The 21,776-nt window shown below is 47.7% G+C and carries 14 protein-coding genes; 12 read left to right on the top strand and 2 right to left on the bottom strand.

Going from position 1 to position 21,776, the window contains the following annotated elements; all coding sequences use genetic code 11:
- Nucleotides 1-40: 40 nt before the first annotated feature.
- The 6 genes from sdhA to MHI51_RS25570 all read left to right on the top strand — a co-directional run bounded on the left by sdhA (nucleotide 41) and on the right by MHI51_RS25570 (nucleotide 6,136).
- Nucleotides 41-1,783: a succinate dehydrogenase flavoprotein subunit gene (sdhA, locus tag MHI51_RS25595; RefSeq protein ID WP_076127961.1), complete on the top strand. Its 1,743-nt coding sequence runs from the start codon at nucleotides 41-43 to the stop codon at nucleotides 1,781-1,783.
- A 75-nt stretch (nucleotides 1,784-1,858) separates the two neighbouring features.
- Entirely contained in the window at nucleotides 1,859-2,623 is a 765-nt protein-coding gene (gene sdhB / locus MHI51_RS25590) for a succinate dehydrogenase iron-sulfur subunit (protein WP_036679800.1), read from the top strand.
- A 211-nt stretch (nucleotides 2,624-2,834) separates the two neighbouring features.
- The gene (locus tag MHI51_RS25585; RefSeq protein WP_341003783.1) at nucleotides 2,835-3,626 is read left to right on the top strand and encodes a DUF3891 family protein; all 792 of its coding nucleotides are present in this window, start codon (nucleotides 2,835-2,837) and stop codon (nucleotides 3,624-3,626) included.
- A 57-nt stretch (nucleotides 3,627-3,683) separates the two neighbouring features.
- Entirely contained in the window at nucleotides 3,684-4,613 is a 930-nt protein-coding gene (locus MHI51_RS25580; protein ID WP_081391912.1) for a metallophosphoesterase, read from the top strand.
- Between the two features lie 38 nt (nucleotides 4,614-4,651).
- Nucleotides 4,652-5,194, top strand: coding sequence for a GNAT family N-acetyltransferase (locus MHI51_RS25575; RefSeq protein WP_341003782.1), 543 nt, complete (start codon nucleotides 4,652-4,654; stop codon nucleotides 5,192-5,194).
- 210 nt (nucleotides 5,195-5,404) lie between these two features.
- Nucleotides 5,405-6,136, top strand: coding sequence for an NADPH-dependent oxidoreductase (locus tag MHI51_RS25570; protein ID WP_254857065.1), 732 nt, complete (start codon nucleotides 5,405-5,407; stop codon nucleotides 6,134-6,136).
- Nucleotides 6,137-6,279: 143 nt separating this feature from the next.
- Here MHI51_RS25570 and MHI51_RS25565 read toward each other — a convergent pair whose 3' ends face one another.
- Both MHI51_RS25565 and MHI51_RS25560 read right to left on the bottom strand, forming a co-directional pair.
- Complete coding sequence (locus MHI51_RS25565) at nucleotides 6,280-7,089, bottom strand: histidinol-phosphatase (protein ID WP_076277566.1); 810 nt, start codon at nucleotides 7,087-7,089, stop codon at nucleotides 6,280-6,282.
- 71 nt (nucleotides 7,090-7,160) lie between these two features.
- A complete protein-coding gene (locus MHI51_RS25560; RefSeq protein WP_038573173.1) occupies nucleotides 7,161-8,063 on the bottom strand; it encodes a LysR family transcriptional regulator in 903 nt (300 codons plus the stop codon).
- 254 nt (nucleotides 8,064-8,317) lie between these two features.
- Between MHI51_RS25560 and MHI51_RS25555 the strand changes: the two genes are divergently transcribed.
- The 6 genes from MHI51_RS25555 (at nucleotide 8,318) to MHI51_RS25530 (ending at nucleotide 21,256) form a co-directional block, all read left to right on the top strand.
- The gene (locus MHI51_RS25555) at nucleotides 8,318-8,773 is read left to right on the top strand and encodes a chemotaxis protein CheX (RefSeq protein ID WP_036679793.1); all 456 of its coding nucleotides are present in this window, start codon (nucleotides 8,318-8,320) and stop codon (nucleotides 8,771-8,773) included.
- A 28-nt stretch (nucleotides 8,774-8,801) separates the two neighbouring features.
- A complete protein-coding gene (locus MHI51_RS25550) occupies nucleotides 8,802-9,578 on the top strand; it encodes an SDR family oxidoreductase (RefSeq protein ID WP_076127922.1) in 777 nt (258 codons plus the stop codon).
- Between the two features lie 97 nt (nucleotides 9,579-9,675).
- Nucleotides 9,676-11,184, top strand: a complete 1,509-nt coding sequence (locus MHI51_RS25545; protein ID WP_339244835.1) for a DEAD/DEAH box helicase — start codon at nucleotides 9,676-9,678, stop codon at nucleotides 11,182-11,184.
- Nucleotides 11,181-11,927, top strand: a complete 747-nt coding sequence (locus tag MHI51_RS25540; RefSeq protein ID WP_405173349.1) for an ABC transporter ATP-binding protein — start codon at nucleotides 11,181-11,183, stop codon at nucleotides 11,925-11,927. Before MHI51_RS25545 ends, MHI51_RS25540 begins: the two co-directional genes overlap by 4 nt.
- 1 nt (nucleotide 11,928) lies before the next feature.
- On the top strand, nucleotides 11,929-13,149 hold the full coding sequence (locus tag MHI51_RS25535) for an ABC transporter permease (RefSeq protein WP_076277567.1): 1,221 nt from the start codon (nucleotides 11,929-11,931) through the stop codon (nucleotides 13,147-13,149).
- A gap of 262 nt (nucleotides 13,150-13,411) precedes the next feature.
- Nucleotides 13,412-21,256, top strand: coding sequence for a glycoside hydrolase family 3 N-terminal domain-containing protein (locus tag MHI51_RS25530; RefSeq protein ID WP_405173348.1), 7,845 nt, complete (start codon nucleotides 13,412-13,414; stop codon nucleotides 21,254-21,256).
- Nucleotides 21,257-21,776: the final 520 nt, after the last annotated feature.

Genomic DNA, 21,776 nt, shown 5'->3' with positions numbered 1-21,776 from the left:
GAATCCTTTCTGATATTTTCGATAAAAGGAGTGAACTATCATGGCAACATCCGATATCATTATCGTGGGCGGCGGCCTGGCCGGCCTGATGGCTACCATCAAGGCAGCGGAAGCCGGTGCGCATGTCCATTTATTCTCATTAGTTCCTGTAAAAAGATCACACTCCGTATGTGCGCAAGGCGGCATCAATGGCGCTGTAAATACCAAAGGTGAGGGCGACTCCCCTTGGGAGCATTTTGACGACACCGTCTATGGCGGTGACTTTTTGGCGAATCAGCCGCCGGTTAAGGCGATGTGTGAAGCTGCGCCTGGTATCATTCACCTTATGGACCGGATGGGCGTTATGTTCAACCGCACACCGGAAGGTCTGCTCGACTTCCGTCGTTTCGGCGGAACGAAGCGGCACCGTACAGCTTTTGCCGGCGCGACTACAGGCCAACAGCTGCTGTACGCGTTGGATGAGCAGGTGCGCCGCTGGGAAGCTGAAGGTCTCGTAACTAAACGCGAGAACTGGGAGTTCCTTTCAGCTATCATCGACGACGAAGGTGTATGCCGCGGCATCAGTGCCCAGAATCTTAAGACGATGGAGATTGAGACTTTTCCTGCGGATGCTGTTATTTTAGCAAGCGGCGGGCCGGGTATTATTTTTGGCAAAACAACGAACTCCGTAATTAATACAGGGACAGCCGCAAGTGCGGTATACCAACAGGGCGTACATTATGCCAACGGAGAATTTATCCAGATTCACCCAACGGCTATTCCGGGAGATGACAAGCTCCGCCTGATGTCGGAATCGGCACGTGGCGAGGGCGGCCGTATCTGGACTTATAAAGACGGGAAGCCGTGGTATTTCCTCGAAGAAAAATATCCGTCCTACGGTAACTTGGTGCCGCGCGATATTGCTACACGTGAAATTTTTAATGTGTGTGTGGATCAAGGGCTGGGCATTAATGGCGAGAACATGGTGTATTTGGACCTCTCTCACAAGGATCCGAAAGAGCTGGACGTGAAGCTTGGCGGGATTATTGAAATTTACGAAAAATTCATGGGGGATGATCCCCGTAAAATACCAATGAAGATCTTCCCGGCTGTGCACTATTCTATGGGCGGCATGTGGGTTGATTACAATCAAATGACGAACGTTCCGGGTCTTTTTGCAGCCGGAGAATGTGAATATCAATATCACGGAGCGAACCGTCTAGGCGCCAACTCTCTGGTATCTGCTATTTACGGAGGTATGGTCGCAGGACCAAAGGCTGTTGAATACATTAAAGGCCTGAAGAAATCATCGCAGGATATCTCTTCTTCCGTATTCGATAGCTTCCACAAAAAGCAAACGGACAAATATGAGTCTCTATTGGCAATGTCAGGGACAGAGAATGCTTATGTGATCCACAAGGAACTGGGCGAATGGATGACCGCTAATATGACCGTGGTGCGGCACAATCCGAAGCTGGAAGCGACCATTGGCAAAATCAAAGAGCTTAAGGAGCGTTATCGCAAGATCAATATGAATGATGCATCACGCTGGAATAACCAAGGTGTGGCCTTCACTCGCCAGCTCTGGAATATGCTGGAGCTGTCCGAAGCGATGACACTTGGAGCGCTTATGCGCAATGAGAGCCGTGGTGCACATTACAAACCGGAATTCCCGAATCGTAATGATGAGGAGTTCCTGAAGACCACAAAAGCAGCCTGGACTGCAGAGGGTCCACAAATCTCCTACGACGAAGTGGATGTCTCGCTGATTCCTCCACGGGTACGCGATTATTCGAAGGATTAATGCTTTCCAGTAACAGAATAGCTTGCGAGGCAAGCTTCATGAAATAAAATCAGGCAATTTTAGGAGGGAACCATTATGGCGGAAACAGCTGCAGCTCCCAAAAACGTAAAGTTTATCATCACCCGCCAGGACGATCCACAAAGTTCATCGTATGTCGAGGAATTTGAACTTCCTTATCGTCCAGGTATGAATGTGATCAGTGCTTTGATGGAAATTCAGCGTAACCCTGTGAATGCCAAAGGTGACAGCACAGTTCCCGTATGCTGGGATTCCAACTGTTTAGAAGAAGTGTGCGGAGCTTGCTCCATGGTGATTAATGGCAAACCCCGCCAAGCCTGCGCTGCACTTATAGACAATCTGGAGCAGCCTGTACGCATTGAGCCTATGAAGACATTTCCGGTGGTGCGTGACTTAGTCATTGACCGTACCCGGATGTTCAATGCGCTAAAACGGGTGAAAGCATGGATACCGATTGACGGTACGTACGATCTTGGACCGGGACCGCGGATGCCGGAGAAAAAACGGCAGTGGGCCTATGAATTATCCAAATGTATGACCTGTGGCGTATGTTTGGAGGCTTGCCCGAATGTCAACGAAAAGACGGATTTCATCGGACCGGCAGCCATTTCTCAAGTACGTCTGTTCAATGCTCATCCTACAGGTGAAATGAACGCTGACGAAAGATTGGATGCTCTGATGGAGGATGGCGGGATCGATGGCTGTGGTAACTCACAGAACTGTGTACGCGCTTGTCCAAAGGGGATACCTCTTACGACATCCATTGCAGAAATTAACAAGCAAACAACGAAGCATATGTTCAAACGTTGGTTAGGTGTGTAATTAATAGTACCGCCAAATGTTTATCTATTGAGCTATCCTCAAAGTGGATTCCATTCGCTGGGGGGTAGCTTTTTTTATGTTGTTATGACTCTCTTATCTGCTTGTGGCGGGAAAGTCTTGCAGGGCTGGAGCAGGTTCAGAACATTGACCAATTTATGCTATAATATCCATTGTTAACGTAATGTTAGCTGTGGAACAAGGAGGAATAATCGTGATTTGTCGGGAGCAAGATGGAGCAATTGTAATGGTTAAGCAGCATGATCACGGGAAACTTGCCGGAGAGCTGGCCATTGGGTTCAAAGAGCAGCATGTGCCAACTGAAGGACGCCGGGAAGAGGTACTGTGGGCAGTAGCACAGCATGATAGGGGCTGGATTGATCTGGATGAGACCCCTTTCTGGAATGATGCGGAGCAAGCACCCTACACCTTTATTGATTTTCCTGTAGTGCCTAAGTTGACCTTTTATAAGCGTGGATTAGATGAGATCGAGGAACACACACCGTACGGAGCGTTGCTGTGCAGCTTGCATTTTGAGCGGCTTATTAAGATTGCGGGACTCGATTATCCAGAACTAACGTTATATCAAGAACATGAAGAGGAACGCAGAGCACGTATCCATCGGGAACTTGAAGCTACCAAGCCTATTGGGGAAGATGAGCTGTATTATGATGCCCGCCTTTTAGAATTCTGCGATGATCTGTCCTTGTATTTGGCCTTAAATGAGCCAGGGTGTCCGAAATCAGAGGAGCATCCATGGTGGCGTGAAGGGTTCTCAGGTACTGAAGATTTCAGTTTTACGTCAGGTCGTGTTATCACAGCGGAGTGGCAGGATAAGTCAACGTTAATGCTTGAACCGTTTCCTTTTGAAAAAACGCTGGAAGTAGCATTTATGCTGAGACGAGTTGAAAAATCAGAAATCGCAAAAAAAGGGATTGCACGCGCTTACAGCGAAACTCCGGAGAAAGAATGCCGGATTGTTCTAACTGCCCGAAATAATATATAAGTTATTATTTGGACCATCTGTTTTTCGGGGAAAAGGTAAAGAAAGGAGAATCTCCCTATGAAGATACAATCGTCTGGGGCTTCTCCCAATAAGAATGGCGATAAGATCCACAAGGACACCTCTAAGGGGCGTTCTGGTGGCGAGTCAACAATTACCCGCCGGCAGTTCCTGACTCGGAGTGCGGCTGCTGTAATCGGCGCAGGATTGCTTACAAGCGGATATGCATGGCAGGGGGAGCCGAACTGGATTGAGGTCACTAAGCTGGACTTGCGCTTTAAGGAGCTTCCTTCCGCTTTTTCAGGGATGAAGCTTGTTCATTTCAGTGATACGCATCTCGGATTTAATAAGGATGCCAGGGATCTGGCCCGGCTCGCTAAACATATAAGTAAAGCTGAACCGGATCTTATTTGCTTCACGGGTGACATTGTGGACAGCGATCCTGAGGATCTTGTTGAAGCCGTACCGGTGCTGGCAGCGTTAAGTGCGCCATTGGGTAAATTTGCGATATTAGGCAATCATGATTACAAGAATACCCAGCTGGTTACCGAGCTGCTGGAGTCTGCGGGCTTCCGGGTGCTGAGGAATAAATCCTACCTTCTAAAAAGAGGCGGGGCAGTCATGGCGGTTACGGGTCTGGATGATCTGTTACACGGTAAACCCGACCCAGCGAAAGCAATTGCTGGTGTTCCTGAAGGAACCTTTAACGTTCTTTTGATGCATGAGCCGGATTATGCGGATACCGCACAGGCCTATTCATTTGATCTACAGCTTTCCGGGCACAGTCATGGCGGACAAATTCGCCTGCCCTTTATAGGTGCGCCATTTACACCTTATGGATCTCTAAAATACATAAATGGATTGTATTATACAGAAGACAAAGCCATGCCTGTGTATGTGAATAGAGGGTTTGGAGAGACATACATGCCTTTTCGGTTATTGTGTAGGCCAGAATTAACGGTTCTGACGCTGCATCGGTCCATGAGCTGATTAGGCTGGAATTTTAGCTGCACGGAAGGGGAGAGAAGATGAGCACCTATGGAGCAGTGTTGTTAGAGACACAACATGGTTTAGCGGTAGATCTGAGGCTGATCATGCCTGAGGATGTTTTAGCTTTGCGGCAGCTGCTCTCCCATCCAGATGTGCAGCGCCATATTCTAGTACGCTCCGGCCCTGGATCAGCATCTGCCCAGGTGGAGAAGCTGGTGAACCGGATGTTATTTGCCTTCGATCCTTGTGCGCTGCATGCCGGGATTTATTTAAAGGGGCAGCAGCGGTTGATCGGTATAGTGGCTTTGCAGAATTGGAACCGCCGTGAGGGCACAGCTACCTTAGGATATATGCTGGACCCGGCATGGTGGGGACATGGGCTGGCGACGGAGGCCGTGGGTTTGTTTTTGAACTATAGTGTTCATACCCTTGGGATAACAAGGATCGAAGGACGCTGCACAGGAGATAATATTAGATCGGAACGTGTGATGCTCAAGAACGGTATGAAGCTGGAGCGGGTGATGCCCAAAGTCGGCTCCTTGGACGATGTAATGAAAGTATTCACATTGTTACACAAATGAAATAATGCCGTTATCAAACTCTAACAGTGTGCGGTTAAACTAAGTACATGACCCCCTTTTAAAAATATACTGCTTTGGGACCCGATGATTCGGGTCCATTTTTTTTGTTTGAAAAGAGTAGCGTAAGTGATTGGCAGTACCGAATCCGATCGTTTATGATTAACATACTATGGAGTGGAATGACCAAGGAGGCGTAACATTTTGAATGAAGTGGTACAAACATTAAAAAATCATCGTTCTTTCCGGCAATATTCAAACCAGCCTGTGGAGCCAGAGAAGCTACAAACAATGATTGAATCGGCTCAAGCCGCACCGTCATGGGTTCATGGACAGCAGGTATCGATAATCGCCATCAAAGATCCTGCGCGTAAGCAGCAGCTTTCAGTTTTGTGCGGAAATCAGAAGCATGTAGCGGCAGCACCGGTTTTTTTGGTGTTTTGCATGGATTTTTATAGAGCTAAAGTAGCTAGTGAGCTGGAAGGCAAGTCTTTTGAAGCCGTAAAAGATGTGGATGCACTTTTGGTTGGAGCTACAGATGTGGGAATCTCATTGTCTAACGCGATTGCAGCGGCGGAATCCATGGGACTGGGCATCATTCCTATTGGAGGTGTACGCCGCAACACAGCGGGTGTGATTGAACTGCTGAAGCTGCCGGAGTACGTATTCCCTGTCGTCGGTCTCTGCGTGGGATACCCAGCGGAGGAGGTTTCTCAGAAGCCGCGGCTGCCGCTGGAAGCTATATTTCATGAGGAGCAATACAATCCGGATGTACAAGGCCTCCTGGAGGCATATAATCAAACCCACCGTGAATTCTTGCAGCAGCAGGGGATGACGGAGAGAGATTGGACCAGTACGATTGCTCATTTTTATGAGATCAACCCGGAATATGGAGATGCGAAAAGTACGCTGAAACAACAAGGTTTTAGCTGTGATAATCTGTAAATAAACAAAAAAATGCACCAAGCTGAGATTGGTTTAACGGAGGGTGAACCCTGCCCCTAAACCAATAACACTTGGTGCATTATTTAATTTCTCGCTTTAACGCTTACCGTCCTTATAGGGACGTTGAAGGATTTTATGCTTGATTACAGAGAAACTTTGACTTTTTGGCGCTGCTTGTAATAAACCCAGTGTGTAAAGCCTATTGCTTTGAGCTGTGCAGCTACCGTATCCCGATCCTCGGCGACCCGGGAAGGCTTATGTGCATCCGAACCGAAACTAACCTCTACGCCAAAATGTAGTGCCCGCTCCAGAATATCTTCAGAGGGATACCAGCCGCCGACCAGCTTAGTTCCGCCTGAGGTATTGATTTCGATGGCCACGCCACATTCACTAATTACACGCAGACAATCGTCAATCGGCTGAGGTGCAGGAATTTCGGAAAAAGCAGGATAATTCCCCTTCATCGCATCAATATGCCCGAGTATTTGGAACATACCACTGCGTGCGGAATCAGCAATCAACCGGTAATATTCAGACTTCACGCGGATCTTCTCATTTTTGCTAAGGTTTTTCCAGCGCCCTTTGTTAAAAATGCTGATACCACCAACACTATGTACCGATCCAATCACATAATCAAAAGGGTAGGCGGATAATGTCTTGCGGTATATCTCAGCATGTTCGGGGAAGTAATCTGATTCGATGCCTAACAGGACGTCGATAACGCCTTCGTACTCTTTTTTGAGGGAGAGAACATCATCTACATAATTAGCAAATTCGGATTTAGCCATTGCGATTTTGGGAAAAGCCTGATCGGATGGATCTCCGAAATAGGGAGTATGATCGGAAATACCTATAACGCCCAATCCAGCGGCAATCCCAGCTTCGATATAATCTCTAATCGTTCCGTCAGCATGGCCACAGCGGAAATGATGGGTGTGTAAATCAAATTTCATCAAGAACATCTCCTTTAAACAAGGTTATGCAATCAGCTCAGAAGTAATCGGTTCCACTTTGTGGGTGGGATTTATTCAGACCCGATAAATTGGGTTTCTGGCATGCCTTTAAGATCGCTTAGAAACTGCCTCATAGCAGAGTTTACGTATTTTCCTGATTTCGTGATCACACCAACAGGATGCGTGACCTCCAGCTCAATAATTGGCACAATTTTGAGAGTGCCGGCCCGAACTTCAGCGGTAACTGACTGCTTGGAAATAATGGCGGCGCCCAAATCGAGCTCGACCATCCGTTTCACTTCCTCGCTGCTGGTCAGCTCCATAATGACCTGAGGTTGAATGCCATGTTTGTTCAGAACCTCATCCGCAAATTTACGGCCCACTGTGTCTGGTGAGAGCAGAATCAGCGGGGTTTTGCTTAAGGCTTCTATCCCAGCGGTCTTCACTTGAGCGAGAGGGTGTCTGGGAGAGACCACCAGTTCGAAGGTATCATAATACAAAATGGAAGTAGACATGCCCGGGCTACGTCCAATTAAATAACCGATGCCGACATCAACAATGCCGTTTTCGACATGCTGATAAATTTGTGATGAGGACATAGAGGAAATTGATGTTTTGATATGGGGGAACTGGTCTTTAAAATAAGATAGAATACGCGGTAAAATTTGAATAGCGATTGAGGTAGTTGTGCCTAAAACTATATGACCTTGGGGATTTTCATCAAGATCTGCAAGCCGTTCCTTAAGTTCCTCGACAATCCTCACTATTTGTTCCGCATGCTCCAGAAAGACAGTCCCTCTATCCGTTAATGTAACAGGCTGGTTTCGGTCAACCAGCTGAGTCTTGAACTCTTCTTCAAGGCTCTTAATCTGTGCTGAAACCGCTGGTTGGGTCAGATTAAGCAGTTCTCCGGCCTTGCGAAAGCTCATCGTTTTGGAAATTGTTATTAGTGTCTCCAGCTGGCTGATGTTCATGGAATACCTCCTTTGGACCATCGAATTGGATGTGTAATTGCGTTAATATCTTACGTTCCACGTTGGCATTTGTTTAAATTATAGGAGATAATACCCGGCAGAGCAATGTTGCTGCGTAAACTATCTTGGGTTTGAATTCGACATATGCATTAATTTTTGCTGAATTGTGCCGATATATAAAGTATAATATATCCATATTGCTTGGGACTTTTGGTATATGACCAAAGCACGATAAAGGGGGAGACTAGACATTCATGAAAGCAGAAGTAATTAATCCGTTTCTAGAGTCTGCACGGACTGTTATAGAACAAGTAATTCAGGTCTCGCCTTCTACGGGGAGTTTAGGCATTAAAGAAATTGAACTGATCGATAATCATATATGGATTCAAGTAGGGATGACAGGCCAACTGAGCGGAAATATTATATTTGGTATCGCGGAGCAGGTAGCCTTGCGAATGGTATCGATTATGATGGGTGGCTTTGTGATCACCGAGATGGATGAGATGGGTCAAAGTGCGATTTCAGAGCTGAGCAATATGATCAGTGGGAATGCCAGTACCATTCTATATAATCAAGGTGTTTCGGTGGATATAAGTCCTCCTCAGATTATGAAGATGGAAAGCATGTCTTTTATGCCTCGTAAAGCGCTTAGTATTCCGTTGTTGATGGATGGGGTTGGAGAGATGGATATTCAGGTGATGATCTCTTAGGCAAGAGTTAGGAGCTGAAATACTTTTCATGGTACTCAAAGATAAGGTTGTTGTGATTACAGGAGCGTCCAGCGGCATTGGTGCATTAACGGCACAGATGCTTAGTAAAAAGGGGGCAATCCCTGTCCTGGTAGCACGTTCCGAAGCGAAGCTGAAAGAAACAGCGGCTGGTATCCCGGGCGTTTTTGGACTGTATACCTGTGATGTAACAGATGCTGAGGGTGTTCAGAAGACGTTCGCACAAATTTTGGAGGCATATGGCAGAATTGATATTTTGCTCAATAACGCAGGGTACGGCAAATTTGCTGCTTTTACAGAGATGGAGCCTCATGAATTTGACGATATGATGGATGTTAACTACATGGGGATTGTCCGGTGCACGAAGGCTGTTGTTCCACATATGCTGGAGCGGGGAAGCGGCCAGATTGTAAATGTGGCTTCCATGGCAGGGAAGATAGGCACAGCCAAGTCCGTAGCCTATACGGCTACCAAACATGCTGTACTCGGATTCACAAATGCGCTCCGTCAGGAGCTGCGGAAGAGTGGAATTATCGTCTCGGCTGTGAACCCGGGGCCGATCGCCACCGATTTTTTCAAAACGGCTGACCCCTCTGGCAATTATGAGAAGAGTGTAGCCCGGATGATGATGACCCCAGAGCATGTATCTTCCAAGATCGTTAAGGTTATGGAGACCGGCAAAGAAGAGCTCGATCTTCCGGGTCTGGCAGGGTTTGGCATACGGCTTTACGGGCTGTTTCCTCGCCTGGCGGACAAGCTTACTTATAATGCGATGAACAGAAAATAGACCCTGTTGTCAGCTTTATTGGCCTTCCATTTGGTGGAGAGGCCTTTTTGGCATATAATGAAGATATTATCTCAAGCGAAAAGGATGAATTACACTTATGAATAAAGCTTCTTTTGCGGCTATCGGCATTCAGGAAGACCTCATTGCCCGGTTGTCGGAATTCGGCATTAACGCTCCATCCCCGGTACAAGAGCAGACAATACCGCTTCTACTAGAGGGAAGAGATGTTATTGCAGCTTCCCAGACTGGAACGGGTAAGACGCTGGCCTATCTATTGCCGCTGCTTCAAACGATTAATCCGGAGCAGAAGGTGGTCCAAAAGCTGGTGCTCGCCCCTACACAGGAGCTGGCGATGCAAATCTTACGCGAGGCGGAACGTTATGGTGAACAGCGCGGAATCCGAGTTATGGGTCTTATTGGCGGGGCCGCAATCAAACGCCAGATTGACAAGCTGCGTGAGCATCCACAGCTAGTTGTGGGAACACCTGGGCGGATCCGCGAGCTGATTGGACTTCGTAAATTGAAGATGCATGAAGTCAGTACTATTGTTCTGGATGAAGCGGACCAAATGTTCCAGCTTAGCGGAGCCGGCGAAGTCACAAAAATTGTCAGCAGTGCGCTGCGTTCACGCCAGCTTGTTATGCTGTCGGCAACGATCGGACCAGAGACGAAAGCGCTGGCTAATCGTGAAATGAAGAACCCGGCAGAGGTTGGGATTGCTCCAGGTGTAATGACTGCTGAAAGCTTGGAGCATCATTATGTTGTTGCTGAAGAGCGTAACAAAATGGACATGCTGCGCCGGGTGATTCGCCATTACAATCCCGATAAAGCGATTGTGTTCGTGAATGCTACAGATGATATTGCCGAGGTTGAGGCTAAGCTGAATCATCTTGGGCTTACTGCGGCAGCACTTTACGGAGATGCCGATAAGGTAACGCGCAGCAATGTATTAAAAGGTTTCCGGGAAGGAAAATTTCGTGTGCTTGTTGCCAGTGACGTAGCAGCCAGAGGACTGGATATTGAGAATCTTTCTTTGGTAGTTAGCTACGATCCTGCTTTTGATTCTGAACATTATGTACACCGTGCAGGCCGTACCGGACGGATGGGACGCCGCGGCTTATCTGTAACGATTGTTACAGAGCAACAGACCTTTATCATGCGGAAATTCGCCCGCGAATTGGATATTGCGCTTGAGGAGCGGGAGATGGTCGGTGGTAAGGTGCTAGCAGCAGATGAAGCACGCAGCGCTTTGCACAATGGACGGGGACGGAGTAATGAAGGCAGTGGGCAACGCCGTGATGGATCCGCTCCACGCAGCGGCAAGCCGCCTGTTAGCACATCTGGAGCCTCCAATGTTCAGTCGCCATCCGTTGGAGCAGGTACACCGCCTGCCAAAAGAATGGCTACGATTAACACAAGTGAAACAACAAGCGGAGAACAACAACGCGATCCACAGCGCAGCGCGAATCCTTCTGCGGGAGCACGCGGAGATGCGACTCCTGCACGGAGCAAACGCAGCAGCAATGCGGAACGTGAGAAGAACCGTAAAAATAAAGGAGCTCCAAAGTGGTTGAAAGACAAAACTCCGAGAGGTGACGGTCAATGAATAATGCTCCCGTATTGCAAATTACGGGTCTCAGTGGTGGGTACAGCCTGAATAAGCCAGTGCTGCATGATATTGCACTTCAGGTGCAGCCTGGTGAAATGGTTGGATTGATTGGTTTAAACGGAGCAGGAAAAAGTACGACGATGAAGCATATTCTAGGATTGATGTCGCTCCATAAGGGCGATATCACCGTACAGGGCAAGACGCGTGCTGAAGATCCCGTTGGATACAATAATGCGTTGTCTTTTGTACCGGAATCGCCGCTGCTGTATGACGAAATGACGGTTCGTGAGCATGTTGAATTTACTGCCAGAGCTTATGGGGTAGATCAAAAGGATTATGAATCCCGCACCTCGCATCTTGCCAAGCTGTTCCATATGGAGGATAAGATGGACACCCTGTCGACCCATCTATCCAAAGGGATGAAACAGAAGGTTATGATCATGTGCGCTTTCGTTGCACGACCTGCGTTATATGTCATCGATGAGCCTTTTTTAGGATTGGATCCGCTAGGGATCCGCTCCTTGCTTGATTTCATGATGGATCTGAAGAACTCTGGATCGTCGATTCTGTTAAGCTCTCATATTCTTTCCACAATAGAGAATTATTGCGACCGTTTTATTGTATTGCATAAAGGTAAGGTGATTGCACAGGGCACGTTGGCGGAAATAGCGGCAACTGCCGGGCATCAGGGGCTGACTTTGGAGCAGCTGTTCTACGAGCTGGTTCAGGGAGGGAAATAATATGGATTTGAAAGAGCTGCGGCGCACGCGGCGCGGTCGATTCATGGGAAGTATGCTTCCTTATGTGGGATATATCATTCAAAGCGGCGTAGCCATGGTCTTCCTGTTCGTGTTGATCGTCTTCTCTGCTTGGTATACATCGCTGCTACAAAATGTACCAGAAGGCATTCCCATTCGCTGGATTATGTTAGCATTACTGTTGCCTGCGACAGTGCATAGCAGCTTCCGAACCTATTTGCAGACCCCGGATACGATCTTTCTGCTGCCTCAGGGTCACCGCATGAAGGAATATTTTGCACCATCCTGGGTCAGTGGAAACGTGTGGAAGATCATTCGCTTGTTATTTGTACTGATCACCCTTTGGCCGTTGTACATACGTACAGATGATTCTCCCAAGCGACTTTTATTTACAGTGTTGATCCTGATTGCTGTGAAGCTGATCGCGAGCTATGGATTATGGAAAGAGATAGCTATGCTGTCACGTCCGATGGCAGGTGTGTATGCTTTCTTGCGCTGGGCAGTTGGAGGTTTGATTATTGCTGCTTGGTTGTGGCAGCCTGCCGGCCCGAGCCTGATATTTATGGTGTTGTTGGCAGCAGCCTATCTTGCTGCACTGTCTGTGCCCGGACGTCACGCTGTGCCATGGGAAAGACTGATCGCCATGGAAAACAATCAAGGTGCACGTGCGCTGATGGTTCTGGGCTGGTTCGTGGATGTGCCGGGCCGTGAGCAACGAGTGTATTCCCGCCGTTATCTTTCCAAATGGGGCGCTAAGCTGCCTTGGCGCAAGGATACTGCTTATCGGTATCTGCTGACCAAAAGCTTTGCCCGGGGCGATATCTTTGGAATCATTATGCGGATATCGGTGCTGGCTCTGCTGCTGAATTGGTGGAACCGTGATAGTTACTTTGGCACCGGAATTTATTTGTTCTTCCTGTTCATCATTGGTGTTCAATTGTCGGCACTCCGCAAATTGCATAGCGAGTCTTTTTGGCTGACAGTGTATCCTTTTCCTGAAGGCAGTAAGGCGGACAACACAACACAATTTGTATTCCGTGCGCATCTGGTTGTGGCATTGGTTCTTGGATTACCTTTCTTAGCTTCCATAGGTGACCGTCTGATGCCAGTGATCTTTACCTTAGCGGCAGGTATTGTGGTAGTCTTTCTGTTTAAAGGATACTTGTCCCGCAAAGCGGCACGATTAGATGACGATGATTTGTAAAGCAATTTCATAGTCACAATAAAAAGGCTGTCTCACAGTAGAGAAATTCTACGAATGAGAGAGCCTTTTTTTGCTGGAAGCATAATTTGAGCCGGGCAAGTCCTTAAATTTGCAAAAACGGAACAGAGTATTTAAAAAATGCTGTATGTCTTTTACCAGATGGCTCCAGCATAATAAGCCTGTATCTTACAACATGTATACGCTTCCATTCATAGGTGTAGTCATCCGTACCAACAAAACAGTATTGGGGGAGGATTCAGGCGTGAAAAGAAGATTATCAATATTCATGGTGGCGCTTTTACTATCGTCCTTATTCTTGAATGTGCTTGAGGCGGGTATACCACGGGCCGCAGCGGATGCCGCAGGAGTTCCAGTGTATTATGATCCCACAAAAAGTGTGGAGGAGCGCACTGCGGATCTATTATCCCGAATGACGCTGGAAGAGAAGATTGGGCAGATGGTTCAAGCAGAAAGAGCTGCTGTCACACCTGAGGAGGTACAGAAATATGCTCTTGGCTCTGTACTCAGCGGGGGAGGCTCATTCCCTAACGGAAAAGAAAGTGACAGCACTCGCGATAACTGGAGAAGTTTGATTGATAGCTATCAGGATGGTGCATTATCTACCAGATTAGGCATTCCGCTGCTCTATGGGGTGGATGCGGTGCATGGACATAACAATGTCAAAGGCGCGACGCTTTTTCCGCATAATATTGGTCTAGGGGCTGCTAATGATCCGGCATTGACTGAGCTTATTGGTGCAGCTGCTGCTAAGGAAGTATCCGCAACAGGAGCGAACTGGACATTTGCCCCAACGATAGCCTCCCCTCATAATGCAAGATGGGGTAGAACCTATGAAGGTTTTAGTGATAATCAGGATATTTCAGCAGAACTAGGTGCGGCTTATGTGTTTGGTCTGCAAGGACGGACTGCTGCTGCATTGGCAGGGACAGATACAATCACGGCAACTGCAAAACATTATCTAGGTGAAGGTTATACGGATAATGGTGTAAATCAAGGCAACATCACTAAATATACCGAGCAAGAGATCATGGATAAGGATTTGAAAATTTATAAAGCAGCTGTAGACGCAGGGGTGCAGACGGTTATGGCCTCCTATCACAGCATCCAAGGTCTTAAAATGCATGCCCATAAACATTTGCTGACCGATGTTTTGAAGGGTGACAAGAAAAATGGCGGACTTGGCTTTACCGGTTTCGTTATTTCAGATTATAACGCTGTGCAGCAAATCACAGTGGATAGCGAGGGCAAAGCTGTTAGCGGGTTGAAGAACCAACTGAATGTGTCCGTAAACGCCGGAGTCGATATGTTCATGATGCCGACCGTTTGGAAGGATACGATTAAGTACATCACAGAACTTGTAGGCGAAGGTAAAATCTCTACTGAGCGCATAGATGATGCGGCAGAACGTATCCTGCAGGTCAAAATCGCTTCAGGATTGTTCGAGCATCCCAAAAGCGAACCGGAGCTGTTGAGTGCTTTTGGCTCAGCAGAAAGCCGCAAATTAGCCCGCCAAGCTGTGGCGGAGTCGCTTGTTCTTTTGAAGAACGATGAGGTAAATGGAAGTCCAATTCTATCGCAATTAAGCGGGATGGATAAAATATTCGTAGCGGGTAAAAACGCTAATAATATCGGTAACCAAGCCGGCGGCTGGTCGATCACTTGGCAAGGGAAGTCAGGCAATATAACTGAAGGCACGACGATCCTCGAAGGGATAAAGGAGGCTGTTCCTGCTTCTACAACGGTCACATATAACCTTAATGGGCGTGGGGCTGCGGGTTATGATGCGGCGATCGCTGTTATCGGTGAGACACCTTACGCCGAGACCGATGGCGACCGGACCAGCTTGAATCTGGATGAGCAGGATCTGGCGACACTTGCGAATATACGTGCTGCTGATCCTAATATTCCGCTTATCGTTGTACTGGTGTCTGGACGTCCAATGACGATAGCCAGCCAATTGGAAGATTGGGATGGGCTTGTGGCAGCTTGGCTACCAGGCACAGAGGGTGCTGGAGTAGCTGATGTGTTATTTGGTACTAAGGATTTTGTAGGCAAAAATCCAATTCGTTGGCCATTCACTTTGAACAATTATCCGGCAGACAATAACAGTACTAATGTGTTGTTCAAAACGGGATATGGCTTGACCAAAAATGAGAAAACACCAAAGCTTCCAACCGCTCCTGTCGATCCGGAAGCTCCAGAGATTCCTTCTCTGCCGATTCCCGGCAAAATTGAAGCAGAGGATTTTTTGAACAAAAGCGCAGGACTGCAAACTGAAAATACGCAGGATATAGGTGGCGGTCTCAATGTCGGCTATACCTCGGCTGGCCAGTGGCTCGAATATAACGTGAATGTGGCGCAAGCAGGTACGTATCAAGCCGATTTCCGCTATTCCGTTAATAGTGGCACTACAGGCGTCAACATCAAATCAGCAGAGGGAACTAAGCTAGGAACATTAAGCGTGACCTCAACAGGTGGCTGGCAGAATTGGCAGACGAAAGCTGTAGAAAATGTTGTGTTTAAGAAGGCAGGATTGCAAAAGATCCGTCTGGAATTTACCGGTGGAGATATCAACCTGAACTGGGTAAGCTTCACTCGAACAGGTGATGTGCCTGTAGATCCATCGAATCCCGGAGATGGCGGGGAAAGCACTAAACATGTTATTAAGTCAGATGTAGTTAGCTCCTGGGTATCGAGTGAGCGAGATCCTTCCGATCGGAAGTGGTATTATGCTGACCGTTATCAAGAGGGTGATTTGAAGCTGGAAGAGCAGGCGAAGCTGGATATTGTGGTTCCCGACGTGAAGGCAGGTACAGAGATCCATATTGATCCTGACCGGAAATATCAATCTATTCTAGGGATCGGTACCTCTATGGAGGAATCGACGGTTAATAATCTGGCGAAGATGTCTGCGGCGAAGCAGGAGGAATTGCTGCGGAAAATGATTGATCCTGTATCGGGGATCGGAATGAGTATGCTCAGGTTGACGATTGGGACGGCTGACTTTACAGATAAACAATTTTATACCTACGATGATATGCCTCCAGGACAAACCGACATTAATTTGGAGAATTTCTCCATACAAAAGGATATTGACTACCATATCATCAGCACGGTTAAAAAAATTCAAAACATCAATCCGGATATTAAGTTTTTTGCCTCACCTTGGAGCCCGCCCGGTTGGATGAAGACTACAGACAGTATGATCAAAGGCCAAGTGAAGGATGAATATCTGCCTGTACTGGCCAAATATTATCTTAAATTCGTACAGGAGTACGAGAAGCTGGGAATTACCTTTGAAGGTCTGACCTTGCAGAATGAACCTTTGCTGGAAATTGAATATCCAAGCACCAAAATGCCGTGGGAGCAAGAAGCCCAGCTGGCTAAACTGCTGCGGAAGGAATTAGATGAACATGGTTTCAAAGACGTGAAGCTGTGGACATTTGATCATAATCCTGGTGACACGATGGCCTATCCAGCACAAATCCTAGGCAATCCTGAATTAGGTGCCTACGATGCGGTGGACGGAACTGCTTTTCATGATTATGGCGGTGACCTTGGTCTGATGACCCAACTCCATAATCTCTATCCTGACAAAAATGTATATTTGACCGAACGCGCAGTCTGGGGTACCTCAGGCGCAGACCGCATTGCTCAATATTTCCGTAATTGGGCCCGCAGCTATAACTCATGGGTAGCGATGCTGGACAGTGATATTGCCTCCCATCAGTGGACCGGAACGCCAGACCCAACCCCGATTGTGCAGGATTCGGGAGACCGTAACCATTACTGGCTGCTGCCAGAATATTATCTGATGGGCCAATATACAAAATTCGTTAAACCGGGGTACGTGCGGATTGATAGTGACTACGGCTCAAGCAGTACTGTAACGAACGTAGCTTTTGCTAGTCCAGATGGAAAAGAGATTGTGACGGTAGTAATCAACCAGACATCGGATCCACAGCCGTTTAAATTGCTAGTGGACGGTGCGCAAATTAGTGCTGTGCTGCCGGCGAAATCAGTGGGCACTTATAGCTGGGAACGTCTGAATGGTATACAGGCGGTGCCGGGTGTAGTGAATGCTGTTGATTTTGAAGAAGCGCAAGGGGTTTACACTGTGAATGAGCAGGGTTATATTGGCGGGTTCTCGCCAGACGCATCGTCCACCTTCGACTATGTGATTGATGTTAAAGAGAGCGGTGAATATTCACTTCAATTTAAGTATGCCGCTCAATTCAGCGATGGCGCCGGAAAATCGGTGGAGATTAGTGAAGATGGTAAGGTCATTGCTACGCTTCCAATTGTGCAGCAGACGGAGAGTCTGACCGATTTTGCAGATTATCAATCCTTGATCTCTCTGAACAAGGGCATTCACAAGCTCACCTTGAAGATGAACGGGAACGGTTATAATATCCGTTCATTAGCTTTACGCCAAGCGCCTTCCGGATCACATGAGCTTCCTGCTGTGCTTCAAGGGCAAGACTACACGACAGCTTCAGGTGTATTAGTAACGGGTGGTGCAGTGGGTTATACTGACCCCGGCGATTGGGTGAAGTACAAGATTAATGTACCTGCCAGCGGTACCTACCCACTCCTGATCTCCTATGCTACTAATCAGGATGATGCAGAGCTGGAACTGCTGACGGGAGAGGATGGAGTAACGGTAACGGCAGCTACTTATGCTTTGACGAAGACGGGGGGATGGTCCAATTGGCAAATAGCTAATGGAACGGTAACCTTGCCTGCCGGGGAGCAGACGCTGACCATGAAAGTAAATGGAGCAGGATTTCATCTGCAGTCGCTTACGATCGGCCCCGCGCTTCAATCAGAGACTGCTCTGGTAGAAGGAAATGAGGAGGGTGCAGAAGTTATCGTCAAGCTAGTAAATGACAAATATGCACCTGAACTGGACACCGCTTATTGGTCTATTGAAGGTTACGAAGGTACAGTTGTCAATAGCGTATACCGGGTGGATGATTATACAGCGAAGGTCGTATTAGCGGGTACGCGAATTATTGATTTCGACACGGATCGTATTCTTACGGTTACCGCTGATGTGTATCAGACAGAATCAAATCAGTCTTTTGACAGCGTACATGTTCTGAAATTGCCTCTTATAGTTACAGCAATCAACGACGAAGAGAGCATTAGTCTTTCTCCGAGCACGCTTCCTTATCAAGTGAACGGGAATGAATTGGTAGTCAGCCTTTCAGGAGGGACATTTAATCCTGATGCCATTCAGAGCATTTCTGTCTCGGGCCCAGGTAAGGATCAGGGGCATGTAAGTATTGGGGCAGCTGCCTTACTTGACCCTACCCATGTGAAGCTGACGCTGGCCTGGAATGATCATACCCCGTATTATAGTGATTTACAGCTTGCCGTGAATGTGCCTGCAAATGCTTATGCCGATTCAAGTGGTGGCGGCGTGCTGCGTGCGGAGGTTAAGCTCTTAGGAACAACTAGTGCTACAGCACCTATAGAAGTCACAAGCTTGAACGCACTGGATCAATTCTACCAGCTGCAAGGGATCACAGTCAGCGGCCAAGGCAGTGGAGCGAAGCTGACCGGCATTGATGCTGGAGACAGCATCGATTACTGGGTAAATGTGCCGCAGGATAGAAACTATGCTTTTACGCTTACCGTAACTTCCGCGAATGGTGCTCCTAAGGGCATTATTTATAAAACGGAGGATGGGAAGACATTAAGAACCGTTGATGTGCCGAATCTTTACTCGCAAACCGTTGGCATACGCACCGTTCTTCAATTGAAGGCGGGTGAACAGAAGCTCCGTCTGCAAGCTGGATCAGCAGGATATGAGCTCAGTGGTATTCAAATAGAACCTTATACTGAAGAAATCATGGATGGCGCTGGTTCTTTAAAGGTGGAAGCCGAGAATTATTACGATGCTACACCCAATGGAATTCAGAGTACCATGACTGGCGGTGTGCTGGATTTTAGAAATGTAGGGTTTACCGTTGCAGGGGGTTCCATGGATTATGTCCTTGATATTACTGAAGCCGGATTTTATAAAATTGTATATCGGTATGCTACAGCACAAGGCGGGGTAAGCACTACGTTATCTGTAAAGGGTACAAAACTCTCAACAGTGCCTATGCCTACTACAGGTGGATGGTCGAATTACACGCTGGCGAGTGGTGTCGTACAACTTGCGCAAGGAAAACAGGTAGTACGGATGAGCTTCAATAATGACGGTGCCAATCTAGATTGGTTCACGCTGGAACGGACGGAAGAAGGAGAGCAGCCGATTCATTCAAAGGTTTCCTTACCCGTTTCTTCTTTGAAACCGGGAGCTTACAGCGGATTACAAACGATCAGCCTTACTACAGCGACATCAGGAGCAGAGATTCATTACACAACCGATGGGTCATTGCCTACAGCAGACAGTCCACTTTATACCGGAACTATTGACGCAGCAGGAGTCACAGTTCTTCGTACGATAGCGGTAAAAGAGGGCATGGAGAACAGTTTTGTAGCTCCATTCACGTATGTGATCAGCGGAGTGGTTGATATGAAAACGGTGTCTGCTCCGCAGGCTGATCCTGCCGGGGGAACTTATTCAGGGCAGGTTGCCGTGAAGTTAACTACAGCTACAGCTGGAGCGTCTATTCACTATACGTTGGATGGCACTGTACCTACAGCAGCCAGCGAACTTTATAGTGGAGTGATTTATGTAGGCAAGAGCAAGACGATTAAGGCGATTGCTGTAAAAGAGGGCTGGAAGCCAAGTGATATTTCCAGTTTTGAATATATTGTTTCTGCGGATAAACCTGATCCAACACCTACACCAACAGCAACGCCTGAACCAACCCCAAGTCCAACCATTGAACCGACTACTCGGCCAACGACAGCACCAACTTCCGGAAGCGGGGGTACCACAGGTGGTGGCAACAGCGGAACAACAGGGGGGAATTCAAGCGGAAATGCTGGCAGTGTAACCGGCAGCACCCTCCTTACAGCAACACCAGTGCTGAACAGTAATACCGGTGCGGCGAGAGCAAGTGTAGACCTGGAGAGCTTGAAAAAGGCTGCTACAGCAGGCTTAAGTGGAGCAACTTCAGCGGTTACTGTTGATATACCGGCAGTAGCTAAAGCTGAGGGTTATGAGCTGCAATTGCCAAACGGTATAATCTTTGCAGATGATAAGACTTCATTGGTCGTTCATACTGAATTTGGTGTGCTGGAGCTGCCAGGTAGTCTGCTGAAACAAGCGGCAAAAGAGGCAGGAACCCCTTGGGTAATTACGATAACCAAGGTGGATTCAGATTCTCGTCCAGAATTTAAACTGAGCGTAACTATCAATGGCAAGGAAGCCGTATGGAACAGTCCTGACATGCGGGTTAAGGTGTCCCTACCGTATATTCCACGATCAGAAGAACGCGGTAAAGAAGGACATATAACGATTCATAGTCTGAATCCGTTGGGGATTCTAACGGTTGTTCCAAGTGGCAGATATATCGCTGCTACAGGGATGGTTTCCTTTACAGGAATTCTCTCTGGTACGTACAGTATCACCTTTACGGAGAAGACATTCCGGGATATCGGTAAATTTGAGTGGGCCCGCAATGCGATTGAGGTGCTTGGCTCCAAAGGCATCATCAACGGAATGACAGAGGATCAATTTGTACCTCAAGCGGAAGTGAAGCGGGGAGATTTTGTGCTCCTGCTTATAAAAGCGCTTGGCTTGGAAGGCGTTAGTGCAGAAAGCTTCACAGATGTGCAGCCTGGCGATTACAGATATGAAGCGTTGGCTATAGCGAAGCAGTTGGGGATCGCCACTGGTCGTCCAGATGGAAGCTTTGATCTTAACGCTTCTGTTACGCGGCAGGAAATGATGACATTGGCTGCAAAAGCGATTGCAGCAGCCGGCAGACAGCTTCCAGCCGGCAACGGAGCTTCAATGACCCGTTTCACGGATAGCCAGCAAGTATCAGCGTTTGCACGTGACAGTGTGGCAGCACTAATACGTGCTGGCCTGATCAAGGGAGACGGCTTGCGGATTCATCCACAAGGTGTTACCACCCGTGCAGAGGCAGCGGTTTTGATCTACAACTTGTACAATCTGTAATACATCAGTTGTAAAGATACTTTAAGCTTTTGGGCTGTCGCATCCGTAGATTTTCTACGTTTGCGACAGCCTTTTTAAGGTGTGGTTTGGATCTACATTAAGCCCGCACCTCCGCCGCCGATCATAATTATCCCCTGAGGCTTACGGACCCAGTTGACGTTATTTGCAAATATACAACCTTTATCGGGGAAGTTCGGACACCAGTGGCGTTATTCCCTATGAAGAGGTTCATATTTGGGGTTTGGCATGCCAATAACGGCTTTGGGGTCCGTAAGGAAACCAAATATGGGATTATACTGCCTTTAGGGTCTGCGGTGTCCGATAGCTGCTTTTGTGCGGCAAATGTGATCTGAGGTAACGAAGGTTGGTGCGGTTGGTGCTTAGACCAAGGTGGAATTTTAAAAAAAGACGCGGACGTCACAGCAGCCATTATCATGACCTACTGGGCACCCACGTCTATTGTGAAAAAAAGGGATTGAAAATAGGAAAGAGCTTAAAGCTCTCTCCCGAGACTGTCATT

Source organism: Paenibacillus sp. FSL H8-0260 (genome assembly GCF_045040625.1).
Lineage (GTDB): Bacteria > Bacillota > Bacilli > Paenibacillales > Paenibacillaceae > Paenibacillus_AQ > Paenibacillus_AQ odorifer.
This window is presented reverse-complemented; position numbering and strand designations above follow the sequence as displayed.